The sequence below is a fragment of the Pseudobacillus sp. 179-B 2D1 NHS genome (genome assembly GCF_045370945.1).
GTDB lineage: Bacteria > Bacillota > Bacilli > Bacillales > Domibacillaceae > Pseudobacillus.
Genome location: NZ_JBIQDP010000007.1, coordinates 94394 through 107374 on the forward strand (window position 1 = coordinate 94394; position 12981 = coordinate 107374).

Annotated in this window: 14 protein-coding genes; 5 read left to right on the plus strand and 9 right to left on the minus strand. The window is 42.0% G+C overall.

The annotated features are described in order from the left end of the window. Nucleotides 1–47: 47 nt before the first annotated feature. From ACH0BF_RS09260 to ACH0BF_RS09285, 6 genes are all read right to left on the minus strand, one after another. Nucleotides 48–803 (minus strand): YjbA family protein, encoded by a 756-nt coding sequence (locus ACH0BF_RS09260; RefSeq protein WP_120036486.1) that lies wholly within the window; start codon nt 801–803, stop codon nt 48–50. Nucleotides 804–888: 85 nt separating this feature from the next. Further along, nucleotides 889–1095, minus strand: a complete 207-nt coding sequence (locus tag ACH0BF_RS09265) for a YuzI family membrane protein (RefSeq protein WP_120036485.1) — start codon at nt 1093–1095, stop codon at nt 889–891. Nucleotides 1096–1296: 201 nt separating this feature from the next. Beyond that, complete coding sequence (gene fabF / locus ACH0BF_RS09270) at nt 1297–2541, minus strand: beta-ketoacyl-ACP synthase II (protein WP_340855951.1); 1245 nt, start codon at nt 2539–2541, stop codon at nt 1297–1299. Nucleotides 2542–2584: 43 nt separating this feature from the next. Beyond that, a complete protein-coding gene (locus ACH0BF_RS09275; protein WP_120036483.1) occupies nt 2585–3517 on the minus strand; it encodes a beta-ketoacyl-ACP synthase III in 933 nt (310 codons plus the stop codon). A 260-nt stretch (nt 3518–3777) separates the two neighbouring features. Then, entirely contained in the window at nt 3778–3969 is a 192-nt protein-coding gene (locus ACH0BF_RS09280) for a ComZ family protein (protein ID WP_120036482.1), read from the minus strand. A gap of 14 nt (nt 3970–3983) precedes the next feature. After that, nucleotides 3984–4943 (minus strand): BMP family ABC transporter substrate-binding protein, encoded by a 960-nt coding sequence (locus ACH0BF_RS09285; RefSeq protein WP_340855953.1) that lies wholly within the window; start codon nt 4941–4943, stop codon nt 3984–3986. Between the two features lie 195 nt (nt 4944–5138). Between ACH0BF_RS09285 and ACH0BF_RS09290 the strand changes: the two genes are divergently transcribed. Continuing rightward, a complete protein-coding gene (locus ACH0BF_RS09290; protein ID WP_120036480.1) occupies nt 5139–5321 on the plus strand; it encodes a YjzD family protein in 183 nt (60 codons plus the stop codon). Nucleotides 5322–5456: 135 nt separating this feature from the next. On the opposite strand, the gene clpB is transcribed toward ACH0BF_RS09290, so the two are convergent. Next, nucleotides 5457–8054, minus strand: a complete 2598-nt coding sequence (clpB, locus tag ACH0BF_RS09295; protein WP_340855955.1) for an ATP-dependent chaperone ClpB — start codon at nt 8052–8054, stop codon at nt 5457–5459. A 193-nt stretch (nt 8055–8247) separates the two neighbouring features. Between clpB and ACH0BF_RS09300 the strand changes: the two genes are divergently transcribed. Further along, on the plus strand, nt 8248–9060 hold the full coding sequence (locus tag ACH0BF_RS09300) for an undecaprenyl-diphosphate phosphatase (protein WP_340855957.1): 813 nt from the start codon (nt 8248–8250) through the stop codon (nt 9058–9060). A 122-nt stretch (nt 9061–9182) separates the two neighbouring features. On the opposite strand, the gene ACH0BF_RS09305 is transcribed toward ACH0BF_RS09300, so the two are convergent. Then, entirely contained in the window at nt 9183–9491 is a 309-nt protein-coding gene (locus tag ACH0BF_RS09305) for a metal-sulfur cluster assembly factor (RefSeq protein WP_049660688.1), read from the minus strand. A gap of 190 nt (nt 9492–9681) precedes the next feature. Here ACH0BF_RS09305 and ACH0BF_RS09310 point away from each other — a divergent pair, with 190 nt between their 5' ends. Then, complete coding sequence (locus ACH0BF_RS09310; protein WP_406909314.1) at nt 9682–10515, plus strand: Cof-type HAD-IIB family hydrolase; 834 nt, start codon at nt 9682–9684, stop codon at nt 10513–10515. 46 nt (nt 10516–10561) lie between these two features. Here ACH0BF_RS09310 and ACH0BF_RS09315 read toward each other — a convergent pair whose 3' ends face one another. Then, entirely contained in the window at nt 10562–11416 is an 855-nt protein-coding gene (locus ACH0BF_RS09315) for a YitT family protein (RefSeq protein WP_259455710.1), read from the minus strand. Between the two features lie 104 nt (nt 11417–11520). Between ACH0BF_RS09315 and ACH0BF_RS09320 the strand changes: the two genes are divergently transcribed. Further along, complete coding sequence (locus ACH0BF_RS09320; RefSeq protein WP_120036477.1) at nt 11521–12378, plus strand: DegV family protein; 858 nt, start codon at nt 11521–11523, stop codon at nt 12376–12378. A 27-nt stretch (nt 12379–12405) separates the two neighbouring features. Then, nucleotides 12406–12897 carry a YajQ family cyclic di-GMP-binding protein gene (locus ACH0BF_RS09325; RefSeq protein WP_340855964.1) on the plus strand — a complete coding sequence of 164 codons (492 nt, stop codon included), beginning with the start codon at nt 12406–12408 and terminating at the stop codon, nt 12895–12897. Nucleotides 12898–12981 lie beyond the last annotated feature (84 nt).

Genomic DNA, 12981 nt, shown 5'->3' on the forward strand with positions numbered 1-12981 from the left:
AGACCATCCATTCAATAAAAAAGCTGAACCTGATGAGGTTCAGCTTTTTATTTGATCGATTCATTTTTGGATGTGTGTTCCGTTTCCCACAGCTTTTCAAAAAATGGCTGTCCTTTTATGAGGTTTTCACAGAGACGATCATGCCGGCTTGTCCATCCTTCCATCGTCTCTTCAAGAAAAATTCTTTTAATGTCTTCCACGTTCATCGTTTGGATATCCTCATAACGCTCAGGCATCCACTCTGTGTACCAATAGCGAATCTCGGCTGAATTTTTTGAAGAAAACAATTGATCAAGCGCCATAAACAATAGTTGTTTTAGTTGTCTTTCTTTTCTTGTTAAACCTTTCATGCTTTCAGGAGAAAGCGATAAAATATGATATTCTTTTTCTTCCATTTCCCATGCAAGCTCATAGGATGTGATTGGATGCACTTCAAACATTTCGAAAGCTAACTGTTCCTGTCTTGGGACGAGGCGGCTTTTGCGTACGGGAATCGTGTATCCCATTGTATCAACAGCCAATATCCCTCTTCCATCCGTAACGACAAAACAATGCTCCAACTGGATTCTTTCATGATTTCTTCTCAAGAAAGCTTTTTTACGTACATCCTCTAGGAGTTGTTTTGGCAATTCCGCTAAATGATTTTCAATATAATAAAATAATTTCTCGTCGATTAAAAGCAAAGGTACCTGATCTAATAACTCAACAGCGTCCTCTTTGCGCCATTCGTGATAGTGGCATACATTGTACCCGTTCTCCTCCCCCTCAAACCAGTTCACCCAGACATCATGAAGATATAACATAATGAACCTCCTCACTTCTTCATCTATTTGTCTTAAAGTATGGGCAAAGCGAAGTAAAATTATTCCTTGAACGACTATTTTTTCTTTATTGCCTCGTTGGAAAGTAGAGAGCAGCTGTCATTAGTAAAATACCAGCCGCCAATAAGTAACATTCCACCCGCTCGAAAACAAATTGGACATACTCTTGCACAGTGAACCCGGCTGTCAGCAGATTTAAGTACATGATGCAGCTTACTCCACCGAGAATGGATAAGCCAAATCCGGTTAAAAAGGCAACTAGGCGTAGGGCCATCTTCCTCTTCCTTTATCAATTGATCAGGCTGCAGCAGCTTGTCCTATATATGTATGTCCTTCAATAAAAAAAATGCCAAAAAAACAGGGATAGACAGATCCCTTTACAACTTTTGCAGGCAGTCGGCTGCTGTTTTGAACGCGTGGAAAATAAAAAAGATGAATAAAAGCGGAGCTTTTATTCATCTTCGGCGTTGATCGCTTATTCTGATTTGTATTTACGTAAAGCAATGGTCGCGTTGTGACCGCCAAAGCCAAGGGAGTTGCTGAGTGCAACATCAATTTCTTTTTTGCGCGATACGTTCGTCACGTAATCTAAATCGCATTTCGGATCTGGTGTTTCATAATTAATCGTTGGTGGTAACATATTGTTCTTAATTGCTAAAGCCGTAAAGATCGCTTCTACTCCCCCGGCCGCTCCTAGTAGGTGGCCTGTCATGGATTTCGTTGAGCTAATGGCTAAATTGTAAGCATGCTCTCCGAACACTGTTTTAACCGCTGCCGTTTCAAATTCATCGTTATACGGCGTGCTCGTTCCGTGAGCATTAATGTAATCTACTTCTTCAGGATTAATGCCTCCATCTTCAATCGCGATTTGCATCGCTCTTGCTCCACCTTCACCATCTGGTGCTGGAGCAGTGATATGATGGGCGTCTCCTGTAGAGCCATACCCGACAATTTCTGCGTAAATATGAGCGCCTCGCTTCTTAGCGTGTTCAAGTTCTTCTAATACAACGATGCCCGCTCCTTCTCCCATAACAAAGCCATCACGGTTTGCATCAAATGGACGGCTTGCTGTTTTTGGATCGGGGTTCGTTGATAGAGCGGTGTTCGCACAGAATCCAGCTACGGACATTTGCGTAATTGGCGCTTCGCTTCCTCCAGTAATCATCGCATCTGCATCTCCACGCTGAATCACTTTAAAAGCGTCGCCAATAGAGTTCGTGCCAGTCGCACAAGCAGTTACTGTACAGGAATTCACTCCTTTAGCGCCTAAGAAAATGGATACTTGTCCCGCTGCCATATCGGGAATCATCATCGGCACAAAGAACGGGCTGACGCGTCGATAGCCGCGGTCGAGAAACGTTTTAAATTGATTTTCGAATGTTTCCATGCCGCCAATCCCTGAACCTACCCAAACACCGATGCGATCTGCATTGGATTCATCAATGGTTAAATCTGCATTTTTCACAGCCATCTTTGCTGCAGCGACCGCATATTGTGTAAAACGGTCCATTTTGCGGGCATCTCTTTTATCCATAAAGTCTTCTGGATTAAAATCGGTAACCTCTGCAGCTACCTTTACCGGATAATCATCTGGATTTACTCGAGTTAACGGTTTAACTCCGCTGACTCCACTTAAAATATTAGCCCATGCTTCTTCTACTGTATTTCCAACAGGCGAGATAATTCCAAGCCCGGTAATAACTACTCTTCGTTTTTCCACTCTTTCCACTCCTTCGTACTACTTATTCAATCACTATATAAGATTAGCGTCCCCATCTCATAGCAATTGCACCCCAAGTGAGTCCGCCGCCGAACCCAACCATGATTAATAGATCATCGTCTTTAATTTTTCCTGCCTGTAGTTCTTCGATTAAAGTGAGCGGGATGGAAGCAGACGATGTGTTTCCATATTTATTAATAGTAACCGACATTTTTTCTTTTGGCAGATCAAGCCGCTGACGTGCTGCTTCCATAATGCGGATATTTGCCTGATGAGGAAGCAAAAAATCGACATCTTCCTTTTGAAGGCCCGCTTTTTCCAACACATTCACACAAGATTCTCCCATTTGGCGCACAGCAAACTTAAATACTTCGCGTCCATTCATTTTGATATAATCTTTTTGATACAAATGCTTTAGTCCTGAACCGTCCGCTCCGAGCTCAAAAGCTAAAATGCCGCGGCCTTCTGATACTTGGCTAACAACAGCCGCTCCAGCCCCATCACCGAATAAAACAGCTGTATTACGGTCAGACCAATCCACTGCTTTTGTCAATTTTTCTACACCTACAACGAGAACATGCTTGTAATCACTCGCTTCGATGAACTGCTTTGCTGTTACAATTCCATACATAAAGCCGGCACATGCAGCACTAAGGTCCATAGCCGCAGCTTTTGTAGCTCCGATTTGGTGCTGTATCATTGTAGCTACAGAAGGAAAGCGATAGTCAGGAGTGACGGTTGCCACGATAATTAAATCGATCTCTTCAGGAGAAATCCCTGCATTTTCAACGGCTTGTTGCGCCGCTTTTACGGCCATGTCAGATGTATCCGTCTCGTCCCCTGCAATTCTTCGTGATTCGATTCCTGTTCTTGTTCTTATCCACTCATCTGATGTATCCATCATCTTTTCCAAGTCAAAGTTTGTTAATTCTTTTTCAGGCACAAATTGGCCCATTCCAATAATTCCTGCGTTCATCAGGACCCCTTCTTTCAACTGCTCTATTAGCATATAATCAAATATTAAGACTTGGTACTAATTTTACTTAAAAAGGGCTCATTTTGCAATAGATGAATCTTGTCGCATGTTGCTTATTCTTACATCATAGAAGTCACTGTTGTACTTGATTGTTGAGCTCCGCTACAACCAACAGATGAAAAAGCATCCACCTTTAACAAGTCAACAGAAAAGAGACGGCCCCACGATCATCGATGAATCGCGGGGCCGTCTCTTTTTGATTAATTATTCTCTTGCTGTGCTTCTTTTTTACCTAACTCGTATGCTTCATTCATGACGTTAAGAAACATCCCCATGAATGGTTCTATTAAATCCATAGAGAAATCTATTCCTGATTCTTTTAATTTTTCTTGTGCCTCCGGTAAGTACTTCATAGCAATTTGCATAAATTCCATATTTTTATTCTCGTTCATCTTTATTCCTCCGATTATTTATTTGGCAATTTGCCTGTTTTGATATATCGGTTAATATCCGCATTTATTTTCTTTTGGAAGACTTTGTCCACTTCCGGACTGAAAGGGCTTAAAGAAATAACTCCATCTGCAAAGTCAAAATGAAGATTACCAGATTTCAATTTTCCTTTCACAAATTGGTCGGCAACGAGTACATACAGCTGGTCCACGTGTTGTACTGTACTTGTCAAAACCGTGTCTTTGCCAAGATCCGACTGATCGGATACATAACCGATAGCATGCAAGCCATTTGCCTTTAATTTGTCGATAACAGGTACATTATAGCCATCCCCAGCTGGATAGACAACATCGGCGTCCTCAGCAATTATTTTGTCAAGCAGTTGCAGCGCCTTCTCTCTGTCATCCCAGTTCTCTACATATTCTGTTGCCACGCGAATATCGTTGCGTTCGAATTTCGCTCCTTCTACAAATCCTTTGACTTCCGGCTGCCATTTGTGTGTTGCTACGATCCCGATCGTTCCTGTTTTTGAATAATGGGCTGCTGTCATCCCCCCAAAGAATCCCATTGCATGTGCTTCAAATTTTAAGCTTGTCGTATTTTTTTCATCTGCATTGCCATTAAAGCTGACAAAATGTATATCAGGATAATCTGGGGCTAGCTTATTGAAATAATCGGCGTATTCATTGCCGTGACCAAATACAATATCTACACCTTTATGTGAAAACTCCTCTACAGCTCGTTCTACTAATGCTTGGGAATTAATATTTTCCTTGTAGAAAATATCCGTTCCATAGGCATTCTGAATTTTTAACATGCCTTTATATCCATTTGTTCCCCATACTTGATCGTTAATTGTATCAGGAACGAGCAGACCGACTTTCTCCAGCTTTTTCGATTCTTGTTTTCCTGAACAGCCTGCAAGAACCATCATGAAACAAATCCCTAGTATAGCTAGTAATCTTTTGTTGAACATTTTCTTTCTCCTTTTATATACCAACACCCACCTTCCTTTATCTTAACTGTATTTATTAAGAAGAAAAAGTTTTTTCGAATAAGATAAATAAAAATGTTAAAAATACTGACAAAAATTCATTTCAAACTGTATCTCTACTGTGCTATGATTAATGTTGGCTTATATACATATCTTCTTTTGAAGGAGGGATATTTCATGCAATTCATTATGACTTTCTTCTGGACTTTCTTATTGACAGAGATGTTAACATACGTTGTCAGCTCAATGAACGGCGCTGAATTCAGCTTCATGACAGGCTTGATGCTCTCTATTATCGCAACTATTATCCTGTTTGTTCTTTCTACATTAATTACAGACGATCATGCTGAACAGCATTAAATTACAAAAACGGCTGCCCCAAGCAGCCGTTTTTGTTTTTATAGCCGAGCTTCGCCTATAGCACCAGGCTGACTAAAAATGCTTGTCTTTTGAAGCGCGGAGGTTTGTTGCTGTTATAAAATAGCTGCTTTCCGTTTACCTGATAATTAGCTCTCCGTTCTCCACATCAACAATCGCTTCACTGTGAGGAAGGATCAATCCGGAAATAATCGCCCGGGCAAGCTTCGTTTCAATTTGGTGCTGGATAAAACGTTTCAATGGCCGCGCCCCATATACCGGATCAAACCCCTCTTTCGCGATAAATTCTTTCGCTTCTTCTGTAAGCTTCAGATTGATTTGCTGATCTTCAAGCCGCTTCTTTAAATCATTAACCATCCGCTCGGCGATGCCTTTAATATTTTCCAAGCTTAACGGTTTAAAGAGAACAATGTCATCTACGCGATTTAAAAACTCAGGACGGAAATGGTTCCGCAGCTGCCGCATGACTTTCTCTTTCGTTTCTTCCAGGATTTCGTCTTCATTTTCTTTGCGATCAAGCAAATAGTCAGAGCCGATGTTAGATGTCATGATAACCACTGTATTTTTACAATCGACAGTTCGGCCCTGCGAATCAGTTATTCGTCCGTCATCAAGCATTTGCAGTAAGATATTAAACACTTCTGGATGCGCTTTTTCAATTTCATCAAGCAGTACAACGGAATACGGCTTTCTGCGCAATGCTTCTGTCAGCTGTCCTCCTTCTTCAAAACCGACATATCCGGGAGGTGCACCGATCAAGCGGGAGACCGCGTGTTTTTCCATATATTCCGACATATCGATACGAATCATTTGCTCTTCACTATCAAACAATGTATTAGCGAGCGTTTTGGCCAGCTCTGTTTTACCAACACCAGTTGGCCCTAAGAAAATAAATGAACCAATGGGCCGATTCGGATCTTTAATTCCTGCACGTGCACGGAGTACGGCGTCGCTCACTAACTGAACCGCCTCGTCTTGCCCAACAACCCGCTCGTGCATAATACTCTCTAAGCGCAACAGTTTTTCCCGTTCTCCTTCCACAAGCTTTGTTACAGGAATACCCGTCCAGCGGGCGACAATATCAGCAATCTCTTCTTCGGTCACTTCTTCACGCAACAAACGGTTATCATTTTGATTGGCTCTTTCCATTTCCTCTTCCAAATGGACAAGCTCTTTCTCAACAGCTGGAATTTTACCGTGGCGCAGCTCTGCAGCTTTGTTCAAATCATAGCGGCTTTCCGCATCCTCCAGCTCTCTTCTCAACTTTTCAAGCTGCTCCCGCTTTTCCTGTACTCGGCCAATGGCTTCCTTTTCTGACTCCCAGCGCGCCCTCATTTCATTCGCTTTTTCCTTTAAATTAGCGAGCTCTTCCTGCAGTTGCTCAAGCCTTTCTTTGCTTGATACATCCGTCTCTTTTTGTAATGCTGCTTCTTCAATCTCCAACTGCATAACACGGCGAGTCACTTCATCCAGTTCACTCGGCATCGAGTCAATTTCTGTACGGATCGTAGCACAGGCCTCGTCAACTAAATCAATCGCTTTGTCAGGTAAAAAACGATCGGTAATATACCTGTTAGATAGGACAGCAGCAGCAACGAGCGCCCGGTCATGAATCTTTACTCCATGATGGATTTCAAACCGTTCCTTTAAGCCCCTTAAAATTGAAATCGTGTCTTCCGGTGTCGGCTCCTGAACAAGTACTTGTTGAAACCGACGCTCTAATGCCGGATCTTTCTCAATATACTTCCTATGCTCTTCAAGCGTTGTCGCCCCAATACAATGCAGCTCTCCACGTGCAAGCATCGGCTTTAACATATTACCGGCATCCATAGCCCCCTCAGTTTTTCCAGCTCCAACAATCGTATGCAGTTCATCAATAAACAGCAGAATCCGTCCTTCACTCTTCTTTACTTCATTTAAAACTGCCTTTAGTCTTTCTTCAAATTCTCCGCGAAATTTTGCTCCCGCGATAAGGGCACTCATATCAAGAGCAAAAATCGTTTTATCTTTTAGTCCTTCCGGTACGTCCTTGCGAACAATTCTTTGTGCCAATCCTTCAACAATAGCGGTCTTTCCCACTCCCGGTTCACCAATCAGCACTGGGTTGTTCTTTGTTTTTCGGGAAAGGATCCGGATAACGTGACGAATTTCGTTGTCACGTCCAATCACTGGGTCCATCTTTCCTGAGCGGACTTCCTCCACTAAATCACGTCCATATTTCTTTAACGCTTCATAGCCTGCTTCTGGCTGCTGTGATGTCACTTTTTGATTCCCCCTTATCTCTTTAATGGCCTTATTGATCTTCCCTTTTGTCAGCTGTTCTTTTTGTAGAAAACTTTTTGTCGCATAATCAGCTGCATCGGCAAGAACAGAAACAATATGTTCAACAGAAAGGTACTCATCTTCCCACTTTTCCTTCAGCCGTTCTGCTTCATTTAAAACAGACTGAAGGACGGTCGAAAGGTAGGCCCCATACTTCACATCAGTGCCAGCAATCGATGGCTGCTTTGAAAGCTCCTCCTGGAGAAATGCCCGCCATCTTGCATCATCACTACCCGACCGTTCAATAATCCGGGACATCAAGCTGTCCGGCCGATCAATAAGCGCCAGTAGAAAATGGGCAAGATCGATTTCCGTATGCTTATTTTTCTCAGCTGCCTTTTGAGCCTGAGCTAGTGCTTCTTGTACTGACAATGTCATTCTTTCAATGTCCAAATCGCTTTCCACCTCTCTTGACCTTTTTTGACCTTTTCTAAATTATATGGCTTTACAATGTAAAAAGTAAAGCATAAAGCCAGTAAAGGAAATATTGTCCACAAACGAATCATATATAAAGAATATCTTTATACTTTCTTTCCCAACCATGCTACATTATAAAAGTGAAAAGAATTAAATGGAGGAGGCTGTATTGGAAAACACTTATTTGCTACTAAAATATTTGTTTTTGGGTTTGTTTCAAGGCTTTACTGAACCGATTCCGATCTCTTCAAGCGGGCATCTTCAATTGGCCAAGCACTTTTTTGGCATCGAAATTAAAGGGCTGTCTTTTGAACTGCTCGTTAACTCGGCGTCACTGCTTGCTGTGTTGGCTGTCTATCGCTCAGACATTATACGGCTCGCTGCTAACGGATTTCATTACATAAAAGACCGTAATCCGGAGGATCGCTCCGAGTTTATGTTTATCGTATACTTGCTTATCGCCACTATTCCCGCCGGTATAATCGGTATTGTATTCGGCGATTTTATTGAAGACAAGTTGTCGTCCGTACGTACGGTAGCTATTACGCTTATCATCACAGGAATCGCTCTCTGGACGATTCGTAACTTAAGAGGACGCAAAAATGACGGCGATATGAGAGTAAGAGATGCCGTGATTATCGGCTGTGCCCAGGCAGTGGCTCTTATCCCTGGAATCAGCCGTTCTGGAGCAACCATTGTTGCTGCTATGGGACTTGGCATGAAGCAGGAAACAGCTCTTCGTTTCTCTTTCCTTCTGTTTATTCCTGTCAGTGTCGGCGGCATGATTTTAAGCTTTTCAGATATTCTGCAAGACCCTAACTTGCATCAGTTGGCTATTCCCTACACAGTGGCTTTTATTGGCTCGTTTGTCATGTCTTATTTCTCATTAAAATGGTTTATGAACATTATGGCGCAAGGAAACTTGAAATACTTTGCCATCTACTGCTTTATCGTTGGCCCACTCGTACTGCTGTTTCTCTAATTCAAAACATTGATTCTAATCCGAACACAGCTCGCCTTCTAACACCTAATCTCAGGTTTCTTAATAGGAAAATAGAAAAAGCACCCGCTTGATCAAGCGAGTGCTTTTTCTTTATTACTTTATTATTGAATACCAAGAGCAATTTTAGCATAGCGTGACATCATATCCCGTGACCACGGTGGATTCCAAACGATATCAACTTCTACTTCTTTTACCTCGGGAATATCTGCGAGTGCAGCTTTCACTTGGTCAACGATAATGCCAGCAAGCGGACAGCCCATTGATGTTAATGTCATCGTTACTTTTGTTTTTCCTGCCTCATCCATATCAACATCATATACCAACCCAAGGTTAACGATGTCAATACCAAGCTCCGGGTCAACGACTTGCTCTAGCGCCCCTAAAATATTTTCCTTTAAATCCTGATCCATGCTTTTTTCCTCCTTCAAGCTTTGGCTTATCCCTATCATAACAAAGCAGTGGACAAATTAGCACCTTCCATGCTTATTTTCCAACAAACAGGTAAATTTCATGTAAATATCTATGCTTCATTGGACATAAGTATTAAATTAAGCGTACACTTAAGAAAGAGAAACCATGAAAGGGAGTGTCTGCGGGTCAATGGCTGAAAAACATTTAATTGTCGTCGATTTAGATGGAACACTGCTTACGGATGATAAACAAATCTCCTCCCGTACAAAAGAAGTGCTAAAAAAAGCAATGGAGCAAGGACATGAAGTAATGATTGCTACTGGTCGTCCTTATCGCTCCAGCGGACTTTATTACAATGAGCTAGGTCTTGTAACACCCATCGTGAATTTTAATGGGGCTTTCGTCCATCATCCTAGAAATAATAGCTGGGGAATCTACCATGAACCAATGGACTTGAAAACAGCTTCTGAAATTGTGGAAGCCTGCCATAACTTTGATTTCCATAATATTATTGCGGAAGTGCAGGATGATTTGTACTTTCACTATCATGATGAACGGCTGATTAATCTGTTTAATTTAGGGGATCCGGCTATTACTAGCGGCGATTTGCGTCGGATGCTTAATGATGACCCTACCTGCATGCTGATCCACGCCACTGAAAAAACAGCTCCGCTCATTCGTGATCACCTAAGCGAGGTTCATGCAGAAGTCATTCACCATAGACGCTGGACTGCCCCGTGGCATGTGATTGAGCTTGTTAAATTAGGACTAAATAAAGCAGTCGGCATTCAACGGGCCGCAGCTGATTTGAACATCCCTAGGGAGCGGATTATTGCTTTTGGCGATGAGGACAACGATTTGGAAATGATTGAATATGCCGGAACTGGAGTGGCCATGGGCAATGCTATTAATGAACTAAAAAATATCGCCAATGAGGTCACATTAACGAACGAAGAAGATGGGGTGGCTGCCTTCTTAGAGTCCAAATTAAATCTCGCCATAGATAAAAAATCTGCGATTTAAAGAAAGCCGGGTTGCACGCTATGCTTGCGTACAAGCCGGCTCTTTTTTAATCCTTTCTGAAGAAACCAAAAATTCCTGCTGTTTCTACAATATTGGTAAAAGCATTCGGATCTACTTCTTTTATGATTCGTTCCAAATCGTAAAGCTCGTATCTCGTAATAACAATCATCAGCATTTCACGTTCCTTGCCTGAAAAAGCTCCCTTTGCCGGCAGGGCGGTGATCCCCCGCACAAGTTTGGCATGGATCGCCTTCTTGACCTCTTCGGATTTATCAGTAATAATCATAGCAGTTAATTTAGCGTGACGGGTATGGATCGCATCGACTACACGTGTGGAAACGTATAACGCTACCAATGTATAGAGGGCTTTTTCCCAGCCAAAGATTAAACCTGCGAGCAAGATAATAATCCCATTCATGACGAGAAAATAGTTTCCGATTGGCCGGTCCTTCATCCTTGAAAGAATCATGGCAACGATATCGAGACCGCCAGTTGATGCCCCCCACTTTAGCGTTAAGCCAACACCGGTTGCTCCAATGACTCCACCGAAAACTGCATTTAAAATAATGTCTTGTGACACAGCTTTTACAGGGATGAGTTCAAGGAAAATGGTAGAAACAACAACGGACAAAAAACTAAAAATGGTAAACGTCTTTCCTACTTTCATCCAGCCAAGAATCGCTACCGGGATGTTTAATAAGATGAGTAAAAATCCTACAGATACATTAATCGGTGTGAAAGAAGTAAAAATGTTTGACAGCAGCTGAGCCACGCCTTGAAATCCACTTGCATACACATTAGCTGGGATTAAGAAAAGATTCATGGAAAGCGCGTTTAAAAACGCCCCAATAATGACGATAATGACTTTCTTTGATAAACTCCAAACTGATTCTTTTACCAATTTCTCTCCTCCTTGTTCTACTGCCAGGCAGTTCAGATTAAATTTAATTGTTATTTTTCGATGAAGCCTTTACAATTATTACAGATAAAGGGGGTATTCAACAAATGAAGCTATTCGCTGATTCAGGCTGTGATCTGCCGCTCCATTTTTTCGAAAAACATCAGGTCACACTCATTCCGCTTCATGTTCATTTGTACGGTGAAGATTATGAAGATATAAAAGGCATCGATCCCAAAGAAGTATACCAGGCTATTCGCCAAGGTGAAATGCCAAAAACGTCCCAAATCTCCCCACTTTTGCTTGAAAAATTATTTACGGAACTTGCCGAAAGTGGAGAGCCCGGTATTTATCCTGCCTTCTCTTCTGCCCTCTCCGGTACATATCAAACTGCTGTGATGGTTCGCGATCAAGTAAAAGAAAAATATGCTGACCTTGACTTAACCATCATTGATACAAAGGCGGCTTCCTTAGGCTATGGATTAATCATCATGCAGGCAGCCGATTGTCTGCAAAAAGGGTGGCCGAAAGAAAAAATCATATCGGATATTGAATTCCATTGCCAGCACATGGAGCATATTTTCACCGTTGAGGATCTTGGTCACCTTGCCAAAGGCGGAAGGCTCTCCAACGGAGCTGCTTGGATTGGCGGGCTATTAAATATTAAGCCGATTCTACATGTAGAAGAAGGCAAGCTTGTACCTATCGAAAAAATCCGCGGCCGCAAAAAGGCGTTTAATCGCATGCTCAATATTATGGAACAGCGCGGCGAAGATCTTAACAAACAACGGATTGCTATTAGCCATGGTGATGACCCCGAGGCAGCAGAACTGCTTAAATCAATGATTAACGAGCGTTTTCACTGTCAAGAGATTTTTACCCATATTATTGGTTCAGCAATCGCTTCCCATGCAGGACCCGGAACAATTGCCTTGTTTTTCTTAAATAAAACACCATCCTCATAAAGATAACAATAGAAAGGCGGAAAAGATATGTCTAAAGAAAATTCATTTGATATTGTTTCAAAGGTAGACTTTTCAGAGGTGTCAAATGCGATCACTCAAGCATTGAAAGAAATCCAAACCCGTTATGATTTTAAAGGGAGCAAAAGTGATCTTTCCCTCGATAATGAAGAAATTGTTCTCACTTCAGATGACGAGTTCAAGCTTGATCAATTGAAAGATGTTTTGCTCAGCAAATTGATTAAGCGGTCTGTACCTGTAAAAAACCTTGATTACGGAAAAATAGAAGGTGCATCAGGCGGCACTGTTCGCCAGCGTGCCAAACTCGTACAGGGAATTGATAAAGAGACAGCAAAGAAAATTAATTCCTTGATTAAAGACAGCGGGTTAAAAGTAAAATCACAAATTCAAGGAGACCAGTTGCGTGTCACCGGAAAAAACAAAGACGACCTACAAAAAATCATGGCTATGGTCCGTGAAGCAGATTTGGCTGTAGACGTACAATTCGTGAATTTCCGTTAATGTTCATTTTGATCGGTTGGGGATACCCAACCGGTTTTTTTATGATTAAACCTCCACACTCTGGGTAAAGATACATTGGATATA

Coding starts and splice junctions, on each gene's coding strand:
- ACH0BF_RS09275 (WP_120036483.1), bottom strand. CDS start 3,517: ATGAACGCAGGAATTATTGGAATGGGCCAATTTGTGCCTGAAAAAGAA.
- ACH0BF_RS09310 (WP_406909314.1), top strand. CDS start 9,682: ATGGCTGAAAAACATTTAATTGTCGTCGATTTAGATGGAACACTGCTT.
- ACH0BF_RS09260 (WP_120036486.1), bottom strand. CDS start 803: ATGTTATATCTTCATGATGTCTGGGTGAACTGGTTTGAGGGGGAGGAG.
- ACH0BF_RS09320 (WP_120036477.1), top strand. CDS start 11,521: ATGAAGCTATTCGCTGATTCAGGCTGTGATCTGCCGCTCCATTTTTTC.
- ACH0BF_RS09285 (WP_340855953.1), bottom strand. CDS start 4,943: ATGTTCAACAAAAGATTACTAGCTATACTAGGGATTTGTTTCATGATG.
- ACH0BF_RS09290 (WP_120036480.1), top strand. CDS start 5,139: ATGCAATTCATTATGACTTTCTTCTGGACTTTCTTATTGACAGAGATG.
- ACH0BF_RS09265 (WP_120036485.1), bottom strand. CDS start 1,095: ATGGCCCTACGCCTAGTTGCCTTTTTAACCGGATTTGGCTTATCCATT.
- ACH0BF_RS09280 (WP_120036482.1), bottom strand. CDS start 3,969: ATGAACGAGAATAAAAATATGGAATTTATGCAAATTGCTATGAAGTAC.
- ACH0BF_RS09305 (WP_049660688.1), bottom strand. CDS start 9,491: ATGGATCAGGATTTAAAGGAAAATATTTTAGGGGCGCTAGAGCAAGTC.
- ACH0BF_RS09325 (WP_340855964.1), top strand. CDS start 12,406: ATGTCTAAAGAAAATTCATTTGATATTGTTTCAAAGGTAGACTTTTCA.